General features: G+C 76.0%; 20 protein-coding genes. 7 read left to right on the top strand and 13 right to left on the bottom strand.

Features of this window, described 5'->3' with window-relative positions; all coding sequences use genetic code 11:
• Window positions 1-91: 91 nt before the first annotated feature.
• From KDL28_RS21325 to KDL28_RS21355, 7 genes are all read right to left on the bottom strand, one after another.
• Window positions 92-1,921 carry an ABC transporter substrate-binding protein gene (locus tag KDL28_RS21325; protein ID WP_252441218.1) on the bottom strand — a complete coding sequence of 610 codons (1,830 nt, stop codon included), beginning with the start codon at window positions 1,919-1,921 and terminating at the stop codon, window positions 92-94.
• Between the two features lie 241 nt (window positions 1,922-2,162).
• On the bottom strand, window positions 2,163-4,091 hold the full coding sequence (gene typA, locus KDL28_RS21330) for a translational GTPase TypA (protein ID WP_372497035.1): 1,929 nt from the start codon (window positions 4,089-4,091) through the stop codon (window positions 2,163-2,165).
• Complete coding sequence (locus tag KDL28_RS21335) at window positions 4,088-5,062, bottom strand: type IV toxin-antitoxin system AbiEi family antitoxin (protein ID WP_252441268.1); 975 nt, start codon at window positions 5,060-5,062, stop codon at window positions 4,088-4,090. The genes typA and KDL28_RS21335 overlap by 4 nt, the downstream gene beginning before the upstream one ends.
• A 159-nt stretch (window positions 5,063-5,221) precedes the next feature.
• Window positions 5,222-6,025 carry an NUDIX domain-containing protein gene (locus KDL28_RS41125; protein WP_308216037.1) on the bottom strand — a complete coding sequence of 268 codons (804 nt, stop codon included), beginning with the start codon at window positions 6,023-6,025 and terminating at the stop codon, window positions 5,222-5,224.
• 161 nt (window positions 6,026-6,186) lie between these two features.
• A complete protein-coding gene (locus KDL28_RS21345; protein WP_252441219.1) occupies window positions 6,187-7,056 on the bottom strand; it encodes an ABC transporter permease subunit in 870 nt (289 codons plus the stop codon).
• The gene (locus KDL28_RS21350) at window positions 7,053-8,048 is read right to left on the bottom strand and encodes an ABC transporter ATP-binding protein (protein WP_372497036.1); all 996 of its coding nucleotides are present in this window, start codon (window positions 8,046-8,048) and stop codon (window positions 7,053-7,055) included. Before KDL28_RS21350 ends, KDL28_RS21345 begins: the two co-directional genes overlap by 4 nt.
• Window positions 8,045-9,133, bottom strand: a complete 1,089-nt coding sequence (locus KDL28_RS21355) for a LolA family protein (RefSeq protein WP_252441220.1) — start codon at window positions 9,131-9,133, stop codon at window positions 8,045-8,047. Before KDL28_RS21355 ends, KDL28_RS21350 begins: the two co-directional genes overlap by 4 nt.
• Before the next feature lie 93 nt (window positions 9,134-9,226).
• On the opposite strand from KDL28_RS21355, the gene KDL28_RS21360 reads away from it, so the two are divergent.
• The 5 genes from KDL28_RS21360 to ppk2 all read left to right on the top strand — a co-directional run bounded on the left by KDL28_RS21360 (window position 9,227) and on the right by ppk2 (window position 12,991).
• Window positions 9,227-9,910: a response regulator transcription factor gene (locus KDL28_RS21360; RefSeq protein ID WP_252441221.1), complete on the top strand. Its 684-nt coding sequence runs from the start codon at window positions 9,227-9,229 to the stop codon at window positions 9,908-9,910.
• Entirely contained in the window at window positions 9,910-11,322 is a 1,413-nt protein-coding gene (locus KDL28_RS21365) for a sensor histidine kinase (RefSeq protein ID WP_252441222.1), read from the top strand. Before KDL28_RS21360 ends, KDL28_RS21365 begins: the two co-directional genes overlap by 1 nt.
• A gap of 98 nt (window positions 11,323-11,420) precedes the next feature.
• Window positions 11,421-11,717: a 4a-hydroxytetrahydrobiopterin dehydratase gene (locus KDL28_RS21370; RefSeq protein WP_252441223.1), complete on the top strand. Its 297-nt coding sequence runs from the start codon at window positions 11,421-11,423 to the stop codon at window positions 11,715-11,717.
• Window positions 11,718-11,826: 109 nt separating this feature from the next.
• Entirely contained in the window at window positions 11,827-12,150 is a 324-nt protein-coding gene (locus tag KDL28_RS21375) for an ArsR/SmtB family transcription factor (protein WP_252441224.1), read from the top strand.
• Window positions 12,151-12,199: 49 nt separating this feature from the next.
• The gene (gene ppk2 / locus KDL28_RS21380; protein ID WP_252441225.1) at window positions 12,200-12,991 is read left to right on the top strand and encodes a polyphosphate kinase 2; all 792 of its coding nucleotides are present in this window, start codon (window positions 12,200-12,202) and stop codon (window positions 12,989-12,991) included.
• 9 nt (window positions 12,992-13,000) lie between these two features.
• On the opposite strand, the gene KDL28_RS21385 is transcribed toward ppk2, so the two are convergent.
• Window positions 13,001-13,222: a hypothetical protein gene (locus tag KDL28_RS21385; RefSeq protein ID WP_252441226.1), complete on the bottom strand. Its 222-nt coding sequence runs from the start codon at window positions 13,220-13,222 to the stop codon at window positions 13,001-13,003.
• Window positions 13,223-13,547: 325 nt separating this feature from the next.
• Between KDL28_RS21385 and KDL28_RS21390 the strand changes: the two genes are divergently transcribed.
• Both KDL28_RS21390 and KDL28_RS21395 read left to right on the top strand, forming a co-directional pair.
• The gene (locus KDL28_RS21390; RefSeq protein ID WP_252441227.1) at window positions 13,548-14,618 is read left to right on the top strand and encodes a 3-deoxy-7-phosphoheptulonate synthase; all 1,071 of its coding nucleotides are present in this window, start codon (window positions 13,548-13,550) and stop codon (window positions 14,616-14,618) included.
• A 217-nt stretch (window positions 14,619-14,835) separates the two neighbouring features.
• Window positions 14,836-16,188: a glycoside hydrolase family 16 protein gene (locus KDL28_RS21395; RefSeq protein ID WP_252441228.1), complete on the top strand. Its 1,353-nt coding sequence runs from the start codon at window positions 14,836-14,838 to the stop codon at window positions 16,186-16,188.
• Here KDL28_RS21395 and KDL28_RS21400 read toward each other — a convergent pair.
• From KDL28_RS21400 to KDL28_RS21420, 5 genes are all read right to left on the bottom strand, one after another.
• The gene (locus tag KDL28_RS21400) at window positions 16,176-16,565 is read right to left on the bottom strand and encodes an ATP-binding cassette domain-containing protein (RefSeq protein ID WP_308216038.1); all 390 of its coding nucleotides are present in this window, start codon (window positions 16,563-16,565) and stop codon (window positions 16,176-16,178) included. The genes KDL28_RS21395 and KDL28_RS21400 overlap by 13 nt on opposite strands.
• An 89-nt stretch (window positions 16,566-16,654) precedes the next feature.
• Complete coding sequence (locus tag KDL28_RS21405) at window positions 16,655-17,083, bottom strand: hypothetical protein (protein ID WP_252441229.1); 429 nt, start codon at window positions 17,081-17,083, stop codon at window positions 16,655-16,657.
• Between the two features lie 110 nt (window positions 17,084-17,193).
• Complete coding sequence (locus KDL28_RS21410) at window positions 17,194-17,607, bottom strand: pyridoxamine 5'-phosphate oxidase family protein (RefSeq protein ID WP_252441230.1); 414 nt, start codon at window positions 17,605-17,607, stop codon at window positions 17,194-17,196.
• 148 nt (window positions 17,608-17,755) lie between these two features.
• The gene (locus tag KDL28_RS21415) at window positions 17,756-19,003 is read right to left on the bottom strand and encodes an RNA polymerase sigma factor (protein WP_252441231.1); all 1,248 of its coding nucleotides are present in this window, start codon (window positions 19,001-19,003) and stop codon (window positions 17,756-17,758) included.
• Window positions 19,000-19,335 carry a YciI family protein gene (locus KDL28_RS21420; protein WP_252441232.1) on the bottom strand — a complete coding sequence of 112 codons (336 nt, stop codon included), beginning with the start codon at window positions 19,333-19,335 and terminating at the stop codon, window positions 19,000-19,002. The genes KDL28_RS21415 and KDL28_RS21420 overlap by 4 nt, the downstream gene beginning before the upstream one ends.
• Window positions 19,336-19,384 lie beyond the last annotated feature (49 nt).

Genomic DNA, 19,384 nt, shown 5'->3' on the forward strand with positions numbered 1-19,384 from the left:
CCTTCGATCGTGACCAAAGGGTGACCGGGCGCGAAGCTTCCGGACACACTAGGGCTACCTCTCGGTAACAACGCGCTGCGGGTGACCTGGATCACCCGTTCGGCGGGCGCCACTCCTGCGCTCCGGTGACCGGCCCCGTCCGCAGCGGCCCGGGCCCGACGCCGGTCGCGGCGTCCGCGGCCGACGTGCTGATCACCAGGGTGACCGGCTGGAAGAGCGGCAGCGCCGGCAGCTGCTGCCAGAGCACCCGCTCGACCTGCAGTGCCGCGTCGGCCCGCGGCGTGGGCGAGACCAGGTCGTCCAGGGCGGGCTGCAGCGCGGCGAAGCAGAATCCGGTCGGCGGGCGCGGCGGGAACGGCACCGCGGCGCTCGGCGACGGGCAGCCGTAGTCGGAGGCCAGTTCAGTGCCCGGATCACCACCGGTCGTGCGCGGCAGGACCATCAGGTCGGGCTCGACGGTCCCCGGCGCGGTCGGGTTCGCGCTCGTCGTGGAGCTGCTCGGGGGCGCGGTGCTCGGCTCCGGGGTGGGCGCAGCGGGGGTGGCGACCCCCGACGGTCCACCCGGTGCCGTCGACGGGGTCGGCGCGGGCGGTGTGGTCGGTGGGGGGCTGGGCGGCGTGGCCGGCACGGCCTCCTGCCCGAACAGCGCGACCGCGCCCGGCGCCACGATGTCGACGTCGATGCCGGCCTGGTCGAGCTGCTCGGCCACGATGCGGGCGACCCGCAGGTCGTCCGGGCGCTCGGCGGCCGCGCCCAGCACCAGCCGCACCGGCGCGCCGGCCACCGCCCAGCGGCCGGTGGTCAGGTCGCGCGACCACCCGGCCTGGGCCAGCAGCTGGCCGGCGACCACCGGGTCGGGGCGGGCCGGGGCGCCCTGCGGCGCCGTGGCCTGGTAGCCGGGCTCGGACGGGGCCAGGCCGAACGCGTCGGCGGGCAGCGCGTCCGGCGCGGCCCGGGCCCGGACCGCCTCCCGGTCGACGAGCGCCGCGACGCCCTGCCGGGCCCGCGGGTCGGCCAGCGGGCCCCCGTCGCCCCGCATGCCCAGCTGGACCACCACCGGCTGCGGCGCGGGCTGGGTGTGGGGTGCGGGTTGCAGGCCGCCGAGGGCCGTGCGGATGTCGGCGTCGGCCTCGGTGAGCGCGATGTCGACGTCGCCGGATGCCAGCCCGGCCACCGTCTGGGCGTCGTCGAGGCGCTGCAGGACCAGCACGTCCAGCACGCTCGGGGCGTCCCAGTACAGGTCGTTGCGGGTCAGCTCGACCAGGCCGCGGTCGCGGTCGATGGTGCCGATGCGGAACGGGCCCCCCGACGCCGGGAGGCCACCGGTGGTGGCGCCGACCCAGGAGCCGGGTGCGTCCTTGAGCAGGTGCGCCGGCAGCAGGTCGGTGAACAGCTCCTTCCACGCCGGGTAGGCGTGCGCGAACACGACGTCGACGGCCTTGCCCCCGGCGCGCGAACGCACGTCGGTGATCAGCCGGTAGCCGGCGTCGTCGGCGACGCCGGGCTCCTCGCGCATCCGCTCCCACAGGTAGACGAAGTCCTCGGCGGCGATCGGCGCGTTGTCCGACCAGGACGCCTCCAGGTTGAGCTCGTAGCTCACCGTGAACGGCTCGGTCGCGACCACCTCGGCGCTGGTGGCGATCGTCTGGTCGATCTGCATGGCGCCGTCGGCGTCGGGGCGGAACACCGAGGGCAGCACCAGCGTGGCCAGCGCCGTGGTCACCGGGCTCAGGTGCGCCAGCAGGTGCGGGTTGAACCCGGCCGGGATGTCGCCCACGGCCACCACGAGCTTCGTCGGGTCGGGCTGGGCGGTCGGCACCGGCTCGGACGGCTGCGGCACGGGCTCGTTGACGCAGGCCGTCAGCAGCCCCGCGAGCACCCCCGCCAGCAGCACGACCACCCCGGCCCGCCTGCGCCTCACCTGTCCCCCTGCCCGTCGCCGGGCGCACGCCGGCGAGCGACGGCCATCCTCGCACCGGGCGCGGCGCCCGCGCTCACCCCCCGTTCCGGCGACCTGCACTCGACTGAACCGCGCCTCCGGCGGCGCCTTCGCGGCGGGCCGGAGGGTCCTCGCAGCGCTGCCTGGGTCCTCGCAGCGCGCCGGCGGGCTGCGAGGACGACCCCCCGGCTGCGAGACGCCAGAACGCCGAGCGGACCGGGCCTCAGACGGCGGACTTCGCCCGGGAGCGCGCCCGGGCCCGGGCGTGCGAGTCGAGCACGGTCTTGCGCAGCCGCACCGACTCCGGCGTCACCTCGACGCACTCGTCGCCCGCGCAGAACTCCAGCGCCTGCTCCAGGTTGAGGATGGTCGGCGGGGTCAGCTTGACCAGCTCGTCGCTGGTGGACATGCGCATGTTGGTGAGCTTCTTCTCGCGCACGATGTTGACCTCGAGGTCCTCGCCGCGGGTGTACTCGCCGATCACCATCCCGGCGTAGACCTGGGTGCCGGGACCGACGAACAGCACGCCGCGGTCGGCGAGCTGGTCGACCGCGTAGGCGGTGACCGGGCCGGTGCGGTCGGCGACGAGCGAGCCGCGCTGGCGCATCCGCATCTCGCCCAGCCAGGGGCCGTAGCCGTCGTGCACGTGGCTGGCGATGCCGGCGCCGCGGGTGACGGTGAGGAACTCGGTGCGGAAGCCGATCAGGCCGCGGCTGGGGACCCGGTAGTCCATCCGGACGCGGCTGGCGCCGTGCACCATCTGGATCAGCTCGCCCTTGCGCCCGGCGACCAGCTGGGTGACCGCGCCCAGGTGCTCGGTGGGCACGTCGCAGGACAGGTTCTCGAACGGCTCGTGGACCTTGCCGTCGACGATCTTCGTGACCACCTCGGGCTTGCCCACGGTGAGCTCGAAGCCCTCCCGGCGCATGGTCTCGACCAGCACGGCCAGCGCCAGCTCGCCGCGGCCCTGGACCTCCCAGGCGTCGGGGCGCTCGGTGGGCAGCACCCGCAGCGACACGTTGCCGACGAGCTCCTGGTCGAGCCGGTTCTTCACCTGGCGGGCGGTGAGCTTGCCGCCCGGGTGCGGGTCGCGCCCGACCAGCGGGGAGGTGTTGATGCCGATGGTGACCGAGATGGCAGGCTCGTCGACGTTGATGCGCGGCAGCGGGCGCGGGTCGTCCGGGTCGGCGAGGGTGTCGCCGATGGTGACCTCGGCGATGCCGGCCACGGCGACCAGGTCGCCCGCCACGGCGAACTCGGCCGGGACGCGGGTCAGCGCCTCGGTGCGCAGCAGCTCGGAGATCTTGACGCGGGTGGTCTTGCCGTCGGCGGTGCACCAGGCGACCTGCTGGCCGCGGCGGATCACGCCGGCGCGGACCCGGCACAGCGCGATGCGGCCCAGGAAGCTGGTCGCGTCGAGGTTGGTGACGTGGGCCTGCAGCGGGGCGTCCGGGTCGTCCGAGGGCGGCGGGACCGTCTCGGCGATGACGTCGAACAGCGACTCCAGGCCGGGCTCGTCGGGCAGCTCGCCGTCGCCGGGGCGCACGCGCGAGGCCCGCCCGGCGCGGCCGCTGGCGTAGACGACGGGCAGGTCGAGCAGGCCTGCGGTGGTGGCCTCGTCGAGCTCCAGCTCGTCGGCCAGCTCCAGCAGCAGCTCCAGCGACTCGTCGACGACCTCGGCGCAGCGCGCGTCGGGGCGGTCGGTCTTGTTGACCACCAGCACCACGGGCAGGCCGGCGGCCAGCGTCTTGCGCAGCACGAACCGGGTCTGCGGGAGGGGGCCCTCGCTGGCGTCGACCAGCAGCACCACGCCGTCGACCATGGACAGCCCGCGCTCGACCTCGCCGCCGAAGTCGGCGTGACCGGGGGTGTCGACGACGTTGACCGTCATCCCGTTCCAGTCGATCGCCGTGTGCTTGGCGAGGATCGTGATGCCCTTCTCGCGCTCGAGGTCGCCGGAGTCCATGATCCGGTCGACGACGGCGGCCCGCTCACCGAACGCACCCGAAGCGCGCAGCATCGCGTCGACCAGGGTCGTCTTCCCGTGGTCGACGTGCGCCACGATGGCGACGTTGCGCAGTTGCGCCCCGGAGCGGCGGGTTCCGCCGGCTCGATCCGCGGGGGCGGCGAGGGTGGATGCTGGTGAGCTCACGATTCAGGGTAGCCCGCCGCAGGGCGCGCTTGTTCCCCGAGGGGCCCTCCGGGGCGCCCGCTCGTGGCGGAGATCACCGGCGGGTGGCCGTCCGGCCCGACGACGACGGCCCCCGCGATCTCGGCGAGCACGATGCTAGGCCGCTCGACGAGGTCGTGCCAGGTGTACACGAGCACCTTCCCGCCCGGTCGCCGGACGGCGGCCGGCCCGGCCATCCCGCGGGCCTCGATCGCCAGGTCGGCGGCCGGGAAGGTGATCCGCGGCGGGCCTCCCGCCGCGGGGTTCTCCAGCCGCCATCCCGGCGGGCCCGCCCGGTGCAGCAGCCGCGCCAGCAGCCGCACGGCCTCGGTGGCCGAGCGGTCGGCCGCGGACTCCAGCAGCAGCGCCGCGCGGGCGGCCCCCGGCGTGCCGCGCATCCGCCGGTGGGCGGCCCGCACGGCCGGGAACCGGACCCGACCGCGCAGCGCCCCGTCGAGCAGGGCAGGGCCCCGCGCGCCGAGCGCGACGGCGGCGTCGAGGACGGTCAGCGGGAGGGCCGTGACGGGCGCGCCCCGCACCAGCGCGACGTCGACCCGCCCGAGCTCCCGCACTCGCACGGCGACCCCGACCCGCGGCCGACCCCGGCGCCCCACCGCCGGGACGGTGACCGTCACGACGTCCGGGGGCTCGTCGAGCAGCCCGTGCCACCAGGCCGCGGACGGCCCCGACAGCACGGCGGCGGGCCCGGCCCACAGCAGCGCCGCCCACCCCGCCGCCGCCGGGTCGAGGGAGCCGCGGACCAGGTAGACGCGCGGGTGCAGCGGCAGCCAGCGGCGCAACCGGAGCCGGTCGTCGATCGCGGCCGGGGCGAAGCCGACCCCCACGGCCTGCTCCCGGGTGAGGACGCCGGCCTGGCGGTCGAGCAGCGCGCGCAGAGCATCGGGGTCGGGGCGGGGATCGGCGGCGGGCGGGGCGGCGGCATCGGGGTGCATGCCCGCCACTGACGACGACGGCCACGGAACGGTTCCGCGCTCGTGTGCGATCGACAACGAACGGGCCGGATCCGTTGCGATCGCGAAGGGGATCGGCGCGTTCCCGCCCATCCGCGGTGACCTGCCCCCGCCGAGCCGCACGGACGCGGACCGTGCCGCTCAGGTCGTCGAGGGGCCGAGGAGGGCGCGCAGGTCGGGGAGCACGGCGCGGTCGGCGTCGACCCAGTCGACGGCCTCCAGCTCGGCGGGGCCGACCCAGCGCAGCCCGGCGTGCTCCAGTGCGGTCGGGGCGGAGCCGTCGACGAGCACGGCGGCGTGCACCCGCAGCACCCCCGCGTCGATGAGCAGGTCGGTGCCCACCCGCCCGGTCGGGGAGACGGCGCACCCGAGCTCCTCGCGGCACTCCCGCACCACCGCGTCCTCCTCGGCCTCCCCCGCCTCCACCCGCCCGCCGGCGAGCTCCCAGCGCCCGGCGAGCGCGGGCGGACGGGTGCGCTGGGCGGCGAGCACGGCGCCGTCGCGGACCAGGGCCGTGGCCACCACGACGGCGCCGGCCCCGACCGCCGTCGCCGCCGCGACCAGCCGTTCCGCCCGGGCGCTGCGCAGCCGGCGAAGGGGGCGCCGGGCCAGCAGCCGGGTGAGCGGACCGGCCCGCCACCCGTCGCGGACCTCGGTGCCGGTGCCGACCGGTACCAGCCGCGCCGACCACCGGCTGCCGCGCCACGGCCGCGACCGCACCTCGGCCGACAGCTCCGCCGGCCCGACCGCCCGCACCTCGACCACCACCGGGACGCGGAGCCCGGGCAGCACCCGCACCCCGATCGTCAGCAGGTCGCCCGGTCCGAGCCAGCGCCCCGGACGGCGCCGCACCCGGTGCCCGGCGGCGCGCAGTACGTCGTCGAGCAGATCGGCGTCGCGTAGCAGCCCGGCCACCGTCCGCGCCTCCGCGTCCACCCACACCACGGCGCGGATCCTCCCAGCCCCGCCGCGCCGCCCGGGTTCAGGAAGGCCACCTTCAGGTCCGCACAGGGCAGGAAGGCCACCCTCCTGAACCCGGGGGTCCATGAAGGTGGCCTTCCTGAACTTCCCGGCCCGGGGACGAACCACCCGAGCACGGGGCGCGCTCAGGCGTCGCGGCGCAGCATCCGGTAGGTCGCCAGCCCGCCGCCCACCGCCGTGTAGCAGAGCGCCCGCAGCGAGCTCTCCACCAGACCGTCCCAGACCATCGGGTCGCGCAGCACGTCGGCCCCGGCCGTCCAGCCGCTGGTGAGCAGGTAGGGCTGCAGCCAGTCGAGCGCGGGGATGGCGCTGAGCACGCCGAACACGATCAGCCCGCCCAGCACCGAGGCCAGCACGACCATCGGGTGCTCGGTCAGCGAGCTCAGCGCCAGCGCGACCGCGCCGACCGCGGCCAGCTGCCCGACCGTCCACACCACCATGATCAGCACGCGGCCCAGTGCCTCGCCCAGGCCGATGGTGGTGCCCGACAGCGTGACGAGCTGGCCGTCCGCGGAGCCGACGACGACCAGCGCGGCGAGCAGCCCCGCGACCGCGATGACCAGCACCGCCAGCGTGGCCACCACCAGCACCCCGAAGGCCTTCATCACCACCAGCCGCAGCCGGCCGACGGGGGCCAGCAGCAGCCCGCGCAGCGTGCCGCTGGCGGCCTCGCCCGCGATGGCGTCGGCGGCGGCCGTCGTGACCGCCATCGGCAGCAGCAGGGCCAGCGCGAGGGTGATCGAGGCGACCGGGAGGACCAGTCCGTTGCCGGCGATCGCACCGATCAGGCCGGGGCCGCCGCGGGGGCCCGGGACGTCGCCGCCGACGACGGTGACCCCGATGGCGATGACGACCGGGATGAGCGCCAGCACGCCGAGCATCACCAGCGTGCGCGGCCTGCGCAGCACCCAGGTCAGCTCCGCGCCGAGCAGCCGGCCCAGCGGCGCCGATCGAGGGGCGGTGGCCGCCCCGGCGGGCAGCACGGCGGTGGTCACGGGGTCTCCTCGGTGAGCCGGGCGAACAGCTCGTCCAGGTTGGTGCGGTTGCGGCGGGCCTCGTGCACGGCCACCCCGGCCCGCACCAGCAGGGCGATGACCTCGGGGGCGGGCGGGCCGTCGTCGGCGGCGGCGACGCCGTCCTCGGTGCGGTAGGCGGTGACGCCGACCTCGCGCAGGGTGCGCAGGGCGAGCTCGACGTCGGGGGTGCTGACGACGAGCCCGGAGCCGCCCGTGTCCAGCAGGGTGCGCAGCTCCCCCGCGGCCAGCAGCGAGCCGGACTGCAGCACGGCGACGTGGGTGCAGGTGGCCTCGACCTCGGCCAGCAGGTGCGAGGAGACGATCACCGTGGCGCCGCCGGCGTGCAGTTCGCCGATGATGCGCCGCACGTCGCGGGTGCCCGCGGGGTCGAGGCCGTTGGTGGGCTCGTCGAGCACGACGAGCCTGCGGGGCAGCAGCAGCGCGGCGGCCAGCCCGAGGCGCTGCTTCATGCCCAGCGAGTAGCCGCGGTAGCGGCGGTCGGCCGCGGCGGCCAGCCCGACGCGCTCCAGCGCGTCGTCGACGACCGGCGCGAGCGGTCGCCCGCCCAGCAGCGGCTCGGCGGCCGCCACCCGGCTGAGGTTGGCCCGCCCGGACAGGAACGGGTGGAACCCCGGTCCCTCGACCAGCGCCCCGACGTGCGGGAGGGCGGCGGCTGCGGCCGCGCCGACGTCGTGGCCGAGCAGTTCGGCGCGCCCGGCGGTGGGCCGGGTGAGCCCGAGCAGCATGCGGATGAGGGTGGTCTTGCCCGAGCCGTTGGGCCCCAGCATCCCGAGCACGGAGCCGGTCGGGACGTCGAGGTCGACGCCGTCGACGGCGACGGTCGGGCCGAACACCTTGCGCAGCCCGACGGCGCGGGCGGCGAACCCCGCCGCCGCGGCGGTGGCCGCGGTGGCGGGGTCGTCGGTCGGGACCTCGGTGGTCCGGTCGGTGGTCTGGTCGGTGCTGGTCACTGCCCCAGTGCCTCGGTGAGCACCTGCTCGGGGACCGCGCCCGCGGCCACCCGGCCGTCGTCGGTGATGATCGCGCTGGCCACCGCGGTGCTGATCAGCGTGCCGCTGCCCCACGGCCCGCTCACCGGCGTGCCCAGTGCGGAGAGGTCGATGTTCGGCCGCCCCTCGCCCCGGCCCTCGCGGGACGGGTCGTCCAGGGCTCCGGCCAGGTCGCCCCCGGAGGCCACGACGACGGTGTCCCACCCGTCGCCGACGACCGTCGGCTCGACGCCGTCCGGGAGGCGCTCCGGCTTGCCCGCCATCGGGCCGGCGTGCGCGGGCGCCGGTTCGACGGTGGCCCCGGGCGGCGGGGTGAAGGTGAACAGCGACGCGTCCTGCGGGCCGAACCGCAGCTCGGTGAAGCCGAGCTGCAGGGCGGGCTCGGTGGAGCCGTTGGCCAGCACGGTGAGCCGCAGCGGCACCCGGTGCTCGGCGTCGACGGCCAGGCGCACCTCGCGCAGCAGCGTGCGCTCGCTGGCGGCCGGGGTGAGCACGAGCTCGTACGCGGCCCGCCCGGCGACCTCGGCGGTGCCGTCGACCCGGACGTCGCTGCTGGTGCGCAGCGCGTCGAGGGCCTCGGTGGCGGCGGCGGTCGGGTCGGCCACGGCCGACTCCCGCTCGGCGGGCCCGCCGTCCGCGGGCGCCGTGTGCACCGTCTGGTCCTCGGAGTTCCACGCCCAGAACGTCTCGCCGTCCGAGACGAGGGTGCGCTCGCCGGAGTCGGTGGGCAGCTGCACGCGGCCGCGGCCCTCGCCGTCGGACCAGACGCGGGCGGTGCTGTCGCCGTCGGCGGCCTGCGGCATGCCCGGCAGCGCCGGGAGCCCGAGGGCGTTGTCGAGCTCGACGGTGCCGTCGAAGGCGCCGATGTCGGCGGTGAGCACGGAGGAGACCAGCTCCTCCGCGCTCACCGGGGGGAGTTCGGGGGCGGCGCCCGCGCCGCCGGGGAGGGCCAGCAGCCCGAGCCCGACCGCGCCGGCGACCGCCACTCCGGCGGCGACCCGGCGTCCCGTCGTGCCCTGGCCGGAGGTCTTGTCCTGCGCTGTCATGGGTTCAGCTTGACCCATCGCCGCTGAGAGCGTTCTGAGGTGCTGAGAGTGCCCTGAGGTGCGTGGTCGCCGGGGTGGGTAGCGTCCGCGGCGATGGCACGCGTACTGGTGGTCGACGACGAGCCGGGCATCCGGACGGCGGTGGCCCGCGGCCTGACCGCGGAGGGCATGGAGGTCGTCGCGGTCGGCGACGGGCGCTCCGCCCTGGACGCCGCGCTCACCGGCGGCTTCGACGCGATCGTGCTCGACATCATCCTGCCCGGGCTGTCCGGCTACCGGGTGCTGGAGCAGCTGCGCGCGGCCGGCGTCGACACCCCGGTGCTGCTGCTGTCGGCCAAGGACGGCGAGTTCGACCAGGCCGACGGCCTCGACCTCGGCGCCGACGGCTACCTGGTCAAGCCGTTCGCGTTCGTCGTGCTGGTCGCGCAGCTCAAGGCGATGCTGCGGCGCCGCGACGCCGCCCTGGGCCGCACCGGGCAGCGGGTGCGGCTGGGCTCGCTGATCGTCGACCCGGTGGCCAGGGCGGTCAGCTGGGACGGCGACTCGATCGAGCTCTCGCCGCGGGAGTTCGCGCTGCTGCACGCGCTGGCCAGCCGCCCGGACACGGCCGTGGCCAAGGACGAGCTGCTGCGCCTGGTCTGGGGCGACGAGCAGGCGGTGAGCCGCAACGTGGTCGAGGTCTACGTCGGGTACGTGCGCCGCAAGCTCGACACCGTCGGCGCCGGGCACGTGCTCAAGACCGTGCGCGGCTACGGCTACATCGTCGCGTCCCCGTGATGCGCGGGCTGCGCCGCTGGTGGGGCGGGCGCACCCTGCGGCTGCGGATCACGATCGTGGTCGGGCTGGTCGCCCTGCTGGCGCTGCTGGCGCTGAGCAGGCTGGGCGTGCAGCTGCTGACCAACGGCCTGATCAGCGCGGCCGACAGCGAGTTGCGCGAGCAGGCCGACGTGGCGGCGTCGCAGCTGGTGGCGGGCTCGCCGCCGGCGGTGGTGCGCGGCGCGCAGACGCGGGTCGTGGACACCGCGGGCACGCCGGTGGACGGCGGCCCCGCGCTGCCGCTGCGCCCGCGCCAGGTCCGGGCGCTGGCCGCGGGCGACGCGCTGATCGTCGGCGGCTACCCGGACGTGCGGCGCTGGCTGGCGGTGTCGGTGGTCGTCCCGGACGGCTCGACCCGGCTCGTCGTGGTCGTCGGCGACCTGGTCGGGGCCACGACGCTGCTCGGCCACGCCGCGATCGGCCTGGTGCTGGCCGGGCTGGTGCTGGCCGGCGTGGTGACGCTGGCCGCGTGGGCGGCCACCCGGGCCGCGCTGCGCCCGGTCGACCGGATGCGGCTCTCCGCCGCGGCGCTGCCGCCCGGTGAGCGGCTGCCCGTCCCGGCGCCGTTCGACGAGCTGCGGGCGCTGGCCGAGGAGTTCAACCTGCTGCTGGCCCGCCGCGACGACGCCGTCGCCCGCCTGGAGCGGTTCACCGGCGACGCCGCGCACGAGCTGCGCTCGCCGGTGGCCGCGATCCGGGCCCAGGCCGAGGTCGCCGTGGCCCACCCCGACCCGGAGCTGGTCGAGGAGACGCTGCGCTCGGTGGCCGAGGAGGCCGCCCGGCTGTCCGCGCTGCTGTCGGACCTGCTCGCGCTGGCCCGCGCGGACGCCGGGCGCCGCCCGCCCGCGCGGCCGGTCGACCTGGTGGCCGCGGCCGCGGAGGCCATCGCCCGGGCGAACGGCACGGCGGTCGAAGGGCCCGCGCTCGAACTGGTGGCGCCGACCCCCGCGGTCGTCGCGGCCACCCCGTCGGAGGTGGCGACGGTGCTGGACAACCTGGTCGGCAACGCCCGCAGGCACGCCGACTCGCTGGTCCGCATCTCGGTGCTGCCGGCCGGGCGCACCACGGCCCGGCTCGTGATCGAGGACGACGGCCCGGGCATCCCGGAGGCCGACCGGGAGCGGATCTTCGACCGCTTCCTGCGGCTCAACCCGGAGGCGGGCGGTGGGGCGGGGCTGGGTCTGCCGCTGGTGGCGGCGCTCGTGCAGGGCCGCGGCGGGACGGTGACCGTCGGCGCCCGCGACGGCGGCGGCGCCCGCTTCGAGGTCCGCTGGCCCTCCCCACCCCCCGCTCCATCCCCACCCCCCGCTCCCCCCTCTCCCCCCGACCGCCCGTCCGCCCCGCCCGCCGGTTCAGGAAAGCCACGTTCCTGAACTCTGCGGGCAGCATCGTGGCTTTCCTGAACCTCCGGTCGGGTCGGGGGCCGGCTGCCGGGAGGCGGGGGGTCGTCCGGGCGGGCAGGATGCCCGGTATGGCCGATCTGCTGGACGACGCCGCCGTCTCCGCCGCCCTCCACGACCTGCCCGACTGGGAGCGCGATGGCGACGCCCTCGTGCGCAGGGCCGAGCTCCCCTCGTTCCCGAAGGCCATCGAGGTGGTCGGCCGGGTGGGCGCGTTCGCCGAGCAGCGCGACCACCACCCCGACATCGACATCCGCTGGCGCACGCTGACGTTCCGCTGCTCGACGCACTCCGCCGGCGGGCTGACCCAGCTCGACGTCGTGCTCGCGAAGGCCATCGAGGACGAGATCAGCTCCGCGGGCGGGTGAGGGCAGCAGCCCGACCACGTGCACGGGACGGCCTCCAGCGGCATGGAGTTCGACGGTCACCGTTCTACGATGCTCGTCGAACTTCGACACCCGTCGTACTGTTGACCGCGTGCCCGCCGCCGAGCAGACCGTGCTGCCGCAGCCGTCGCGCGCGGAGATCCGCATCGAGCAGGTGCTGCAGGCCCTGGGCGACCCGGTCCGGCTGACCCTGGTGCGGGCGCTGGCCACCGGTCCGGCCGTCGGCATCGCCTGCGGCGCGGTCCCGCTGCCGGTCACCAAGTCCACCCGCACCCACCACCTGCGGATCCTGCGCGAGGCCGGCGTCATCACCATGCGCACCGAGGGCACCCGGCGCATCGCCGTCCTGCGCCGCGACGACCTCGACGCGCTCTACCCCGGCCTGCTCGACGGCGTCCTCGGCGCACCCCACTGACCGGGGGCCCCCGCTGGCCCGACCCGGCCGCATCGCCCACGATGCCCGGATGGAGAAGCTGCCGCGCAAGCCGTACGAGAAGGAACTGCTGCGCCTGCAGGGCGAGCTGGTGCACATGCAGGAGTGGGTCCGGACCAGCGGCGCCCGGCTCGTCGTGGTGTTCGAGGGCCGCGACGCGGCCGGCAAGGGCGGGGCGATCCAGCGGATCTCGGAGTACCTCAACCCCCGGATCTGCCGCGTCGTCGCGCTGCCCGCGCCCACCGAGCGCGAGCGGACCCAGTGGTACTTCCAGCGCTACGTCCCGCACCTGCCGGCGGCCGGGGAGATCGTGCTGCTCGACCGCTCCTGGTACAACCGCGCCGGCGTGGAGCGCGTCATGGGCTTCTGCACACCCGCGGAGTACGAGCGCTTCCTGCGCCAGTGCCCGGCCTTCGAGGACCTGCTGCTCGAGGACGGCATCATGCTGCGCAAGTACTGGTTCTCGGTCAGCGACGCCGAGCAGGAGCGGCGGTTCCGCGACCGGATGAACGACCCGATGAAGCAGTGGAAGCTCTCCCCGATGGACCTGGAGTCGATCACCCGCTGGGAGGACTACTCACGGGCCAAGGACGACATGTTCGCCCACACCGACACCGAGAACTCGCCGTGGTTCGTGGTGGAGTCCGAGGACAAGCGCCGGGCCCGGATCAACACGATCGCCCACCTGCTGTCCAGCGTGCCCTGGGAACCGGTGCCCTCGCGCGAGCTCGTCCTGCCCGAGCGGCCACCCGTGCGCGGCTACCGGCGACCGCCGCGCGAGCAGTTCACCTACGTGCCCGACCACGCCGACAGCCTGGTCTGACGGCGGGGCTCAGCCGCGAGCGCGCAGCCGCGTCCACACCGGACGCGACGCGGTCGGCTGGGACCCCAGCCGCAGGACGGCGGGCAGGCCCGCGCCGGGGCGCCCGGAGTAGCGCCGGCAGACCTCCGGGCCGCAGGTGCTGCAGTCGCGACCGGCGCGGAAGTGCTCGTGCGCGTCGACGTCGTGTCCGCAGCGGCAACGGGCGGCGGCGACCGCGGTGCGGGTGCTCATCAGGTGTACTCCTGTGGGTCGATCGGGGAGGCGGAGCGGGAGTGCCCGGTCGGGGAGGCCGGACACACGTGATCTCGCCGATGCGCCGGGTTTCGTATCACCCCTGGTCCGCCGTTCATCACTTCGCGCTACGCGGCGGTCACCGCAGCCCTGCTCAGCGGGCTGCTAGGGTCGTCGTCGTGCAGCGGCTGTACTGGTTTACGCGACCGGCCCGGAGAGGGTCGGCCGGCGTAGCGCCGCGCTGACCCCCACCCCGAGCCGGAGGACGAACCGGCTCGGGCGGACGCGCGGGCCGGGCTCGTCCCGAACAGGAAGACCGCCCGCCATGCCTGCCATCCCGTCCGTCACCGCCGTCCCGGCGCTCGACGAGCACCGCACCACCCGGATCAGCCCGCTGATCTCCCCCGCGCTGCTGCGCCACGACCTCCCCGTCGACGACGCGGTCGCCGACACCGTCGTGCGCGCGCGGGCCGACGCCGTCGACATCCTCGACGGCCGCGACGACCGGCTGCTCGTCGTCGTCGGGCCGTGCTCGATCCACGACCCGGCCGCCGCGATGGACTACGCGCACCTGCTCGCCGCGCACGCCGAGCGCCTGTCCGGGCAGCTGCGCATCGTCATGCGCACCTACTTCGAGAAGCCGCGCTCGACGGTGGGCTGGAAGGGCCTGATCAACGACCCCGGCCTGGACGGCACGTTCGACGTCAACACCGGGCTGCGCACCGCGCGCGGCCTGCTGCTCGAGGTCAGCGCGCTCGGGCTGCCGGTGGGCTGCGAGTTCCTCGACCCGATCACCCCGCAGTACCTGGCCGACGTGGTGAGCTGGGGCGCCATCGGCGCGCGGACCGCGGCCAGCCAGGTGCACCGCCAGCTGTGCAGCGCGCTGTCCATGCCGGTCGGGATCAAGAACGGGACCGACGGCGACGTGCAGGTCGCCGTGGACGGCGTCGGCGCCGCCGCGGCCGGGCACGTGTTCATGGGGATCAACCCCGACGGCCTGGCCGCGCTGATCACCACCACGGGCAACCCGGACTGCCACGTGATCCTGCGCGGCTCGGCCACCGGCCCGAACCACGACCCGGTCTCGGTCGCCGCGGCCCTCGACCGGCTGCGCGCCGCCGGGCTGCCGGCACGGGTGATCGTCGACGCCAGCCACGGCAACAGCGGCAAGGACCACCTCCGCCAGGCCGGTGTCGTGCGCGAGCTGGCCGGCCGGATCGCCGCCGGGGAGACCGGGGTGGTCGGGCTGATGATGGAGAGCTTCCTGGTCGCCGGGCGCCAGGAGCTGACCGGCGACCTGACCTACGGGCAGAGCGTCACCGACTCCTGCATGAGCTGGGACACCACCGCCGGGCTGCTCGACGAGCTGGCCGCCGCGGTCGAGGCCCGCCGCTGACCGCGACCCGGGCGCGCGGCACGGTCCGGGCTGGGCCGCGCGCCCGGGAGCGGGTGTTCACCCGGGCGTGGCGCCGGGCGGTCGGGGCCGTCACCGGTTCGAGCGAATCCGGTGCCGACGCCCCGTAGCGCCGGTAACGACCGGGCGCCGGGCACGAAAAGTGAGCGACCGATCACGCACCGGATCGGCATCGAGCTCCCCGAGGACGGTCCCGGACATGTTCAGACCACTGGTGGTCGCCGTCGCGGCGCTGGCCGCGATGACCATCACCGCGGGCCCGGCCGTCGCCGCGCCGGCCCCGGCGCAGACCGGCACCACCAACACCTGCGCCAACCCCGTCCTCGCCACCGGCACGACCGGCTGGAGCGCCACCGGCGGGCTGACCCTGCGCAGCAGCGCCTCCGGGCACCCGACGGCGCAGTTCGCGTTCTGGGTGCTGGCCCAGTCCCCCACCGTCGTCGTGACGCTGCCCGCGCAGCAGGTGAGCGCGGGCCAGCAGCGCTCGTTCGCCGCCGACGTGCAGCTCGGCGGCAGCGTCCGGGCGGCGGTGGCCTGGTTCACCGCGAGCGGCGCCCGGATCTCCGGTGCGGACGGCGCGCCCGTGACGGGCACCCAGACCAGCTGGACCCGCGCCACCGTCACCGGTGCGGCCCCGGCCGGCGCCACCCGGGCGGTCGTCACGCTGACCGCGAACCCGCAGTACGCCAGCTGGCTGAAGGCGACGGCCTGCACCTACACGACGACGGCCGCCCCGCCGGTCACCACCACGACGGTGCCGCCGACGACGACCGTCCCGCCGACCACCACGACGGTGCCCCCGACCACGACAGTGCCCCCGACCACGACGGTCCCGCCGACGACCACGGTCCCGCCCACGACCACCGTCCCCCCGACCACCACCACCGCGCCCCCGAACGGGCCCGGCGACGGCACCCAGGCCGCGACCCTGCGGGGCTGGGGGCCCCGCGTCGACGGCGACGAGTTCGACGGGACCGCCGTGAACACCGCGAAGTGGGGCGTCTACAACAGCCCCGGGCACAACGGGAAGGGCCTGCGCCGTCCGTCGCAGATCACCGTGAACAACGGCGTGCTGACGATCACCGGCAACTCCGTCGGGACCACCGGCGGAATGGCGATGCGCGACGGCCGCCTGCACGGCCGGTGGGAGGCGCGGATGCAGATCCCGCGCGGCGACAGCCGCTACCACCCGGTGCTGCTGCTGTGGCCGGAGGCCGAGGACTGGCCGGTGGGCGGCGAGGTCGACTACGCCGAGACCAACGCGGCGGCCTCCGACGTGGACTTCTTCCTGCACTACAGCGCGCAGAACAAGACCACGCACGCCTCGAAGGTGCTGGACCTGACCCAGTGGCACAACTACGCGGTCGAGTGGACGCCGACGCACATCAAGGGCTTCGTCGACGGCGTCCAGTTCTTCTCCGACACCAACCCGGCCCACCTGCCGCCGCGGTCGATGCACCAGACCATCCAGCTCGACTGGTTCCCCAACGGCACGACCCCGACGACGGAGTCGAGGATGAACGTGGCCTGGGTCCGGATCTACGACATCTGACGGGGCCGGGGCGGCGGCCCCGGTTCACGGCAGCTCCACGACCCGGTCGGCCACCGCGCGCACCAACGGCCGGTCGTGGCTGCTGATGGCGACGGCGGCCCGCGAGCGCGCCGCGCCCAGCAGCCCGACCAGCCAGCGCCGCCCCCTCGACGTCCAGTGCCCGCTCCGGCTCGTCGATCAGCAGCACCGAGTGCGGACGGGCGGTCGCCCCGACCAGCAGCAGCCGGCGGCGCTCCGTCGACCAGCACCGCGCCCTCGGTGACCGGCTCCTCGCCGCGCAGGCAGCGCAGCAGGGTGGACTCGCCGGTCCCGTCGGCGCCGACGACCACCGAGCACTCGCCGGGCCGGACCTCCAGGTCGATGCCCCGAACAGCCACTCGTCGAACCGCACCCCGCCCCCGGCCGCGACCACCCCGTCCACCCGCGGCACGCTACCGGGGCCGGATGGACCGTCCGCGGGGCCGCGTCAGGCGTCGGGGGCGAACAGGGCGAGGGCGTGCAGCCGGGCGGTGTCGACCGGTGCCGCGCAAAGCGGGCAGCGGCTGGCGGTGCGGTGCCGCCCCAGGTGGGCGTGCAGCAGGGCGGGCTCCGGGTAGAGGGCGTTCACCCGCCGTTCGCAGGCCCGGCACCGGAATTGCTCGGTGGCCTTGGCCACGACGACGTCCCCGGCCTGCTCGTCGCTCCACGGGTCCGCGCCCGCCGCGGGGGGCGGGCACTGCCCCTCCGGCCAGACCGCGACGGCGTCCCACGTCCGCGTGGCCGAGCCGGTCGCCATCTCCACCCGGGCGGGGCGGTAGGGGCCGGGCGGGAGCCAGGACGGCAGCGGCGGGGCGTCCGCTTCGTCGGGGTCGAACACGTGCACCACACCCCGTACGTGGATCCGCACCGTCTGCATCGGCAGACCGTAATCGCGGGGGCCCCGCACCGCCCCCCGGAGACCGAACGCGCCACCGGCTCCGCCGGGCAGCGGCGGCCGGGGGTCGTCCCCCGGCCGACCGGCGCGGGTCAGGCCTTGGCGTAGTCCGTGCTGAGCCACTTCTCCGGGCGCATGCGCACGAGCAGCGAGCTGTCGCCGAGGTTGTCCCGCACCCACGCGGCCGCCTCGTCCGCGGGCAGGTAGCGCCCGGCGATGCCGAGCGCCTGCTCCTCGGTCGGCGCCCCGTCGATCGCGACGATCGGGCCCTCGGCGGTGGCGTACTTGTACGGCGGCGTCTCGACCTGGGCGTTGAGGCTGAACCGGCGCGCCTCCCGCAGCAGCCGCTCCTTCACCGACCCGCGGTCGATCCAGAGCAGCACCTCCCCGCCCGGCGTGTAGTCGTACCAGATCGGTACGGCCAGCGGAGCCCGTCCGGGGCGCTCCACGGCCAGCACGCCGACGTGGACCCCGGCCAGGAACTCCTGGCGCTCCTGCTCGGTCATGACCAAGGACATCGCGTACCCCCCGACGGGGCGGGCCGCCCGCCCCGGACGAATCCGACAACAGTGCTGCCTGCGCCAACCCCGGCGTCCTCGACGGCATTCCGACGAGGACGGGAGCGGGTGCCACGGCCGCGGTCGTGGCACCCTCTCACGGCTCCTCGGGGCCCAGGTCGGCGAGGCGGCGGGCCAGCAGCCTGCGCTCGGCGTCGGTGCCGGCCTGGTCGATCGCGGCCCGGTAGGCCCGCGCGGCCTCCGCCGTGCGCCCCAGCCTGCTGAGCAGGTCGGCGCGGGTGGCGGCGAGCAGCGGGTAGCCGGCCAGCTCGCCGGAACCGTCCAGCTCGCGGACCAGCTCCAGCGCCACCGCGGGCCCCTCGGCCATGGCCACCGCCGCCGCCCGGTTGAGCCGCACCACCGGTGACGGCACCATCCGGGCCAGCCGCGCGTACAGGGCGGCGATCTGCACCCAGTCGGTCTCGTCCGAGGTGGGTGCGGTGGCGTGGCAGGCCGCGATGGCCGCCTGCACCTGGTAGGGCCCCGGCGCCCGCCGGACCAGCGCGGCGTCGAGCAGGGCGGTGCCCTCCTCGATCATCTCCCGGTCCCAGCGGGACCGGTCCTGCTCGTCGAGCGGCACCAGCTCGCCGTCGGCGTCGGTGCGCGCCGCGCGGCGCGAGTCCTGCAGGAGCAGCAGGGCCGCCAGCCCGAGCGCCTCCGGCGCGGTGGGCATCAACCGGGCCAGGGTGCGGGCCAACCGGACGGCCTCCGCGCACAGGTCGCCGCGGATGGCCTGCGACCCGGTCGCGGCCGCGTACCCCTCGTTGAACAGCAGGTACACCACGCCGAGGACGCCCCCGAGCCGCTCGGGCAGCAGGTGCGCCGGCGGCACCCGGTACGGGATGGCGGCCGCCCGGATCTTCTTCTTGGCCCGCACCAGCCGCTGGGCCATCGTCGCCTCCGGCACCAGGAACGCCCTGGCGATCTCGGCGGTGGTCAGCCCGGCCAGGGTGCGCAGCGTCAGCGCCACCCGCCCCTCCAGCGGCAGCGCCGGGTGGCAGCAGGTGAACATCAGCCGGAGCCGGTCGTCGTCGATGCCGCTGTCCGCGGCCTCGTCGACGGGCGCCTCCGGGTCGGGCAGGGCGGCCAGCTCGCGCAGCTTCCCGGCCTCGATCCCGGCGCGCCGCAGTCGGTTGCGGGCGTGGTTGCGGGCGGTGGTGGTCAGCCAGGCGCCGGGGTTGCGCGGGACGCCGTCGCGCGGCCAGCGGGCCACGGCCTGCGCGACGGCGTCCTGCGCGCACTCCTCGGCGAGGTCCCAGTCGCCGGTGGTCCGGATGAGCGTGGCCACGATGCGCCCCCACTCCTCCCGGAACACCGTGACGACCGCCGACTCGGCGCCGTTCACCCCGTCCAGAACGGCCGCACCTCGACCATCCCCGCCCGCGCCATCGGGTGCTTCGACGCCACCTCGATGGCCTCGTCGAGGTCGGCGCACTCCAGCAGGTCGTACCCGGCGATCCGCTCCTTGGTGTCGGCGAACGGGCCGTCGGTCAGCAGGACCTCCCCGCCGCGCACGCGGACGGTGGTGGCGTCGGACGGCTCGGCGAACCGGTCGCCCTCCAGCCGGATGCCGCGCCGGTCGTACTCCTCGACCCACTGCTCGATGGTCATGCCGGTGCCGTCATCGGGGCCGGCGTCCTCGCCGTCGGTGGCGCAGATCAGCAGCATGTAGCGCATGGGGTTCCTCCTCGGGTGCGGCGGCGGGCCGGGCCGGCCCGCGCGCTCG

Source organism: Pseudonocardia humida (assembly GCF_023898865.1).
In the GTDB taxonomy this organism is placed as follows: Bacteria; Actinomycetota; Actinomycetes; order Mycobacteriales; family Pseudonocardiaceae; genus Pseudonocardia; species Pseudonocardia humida.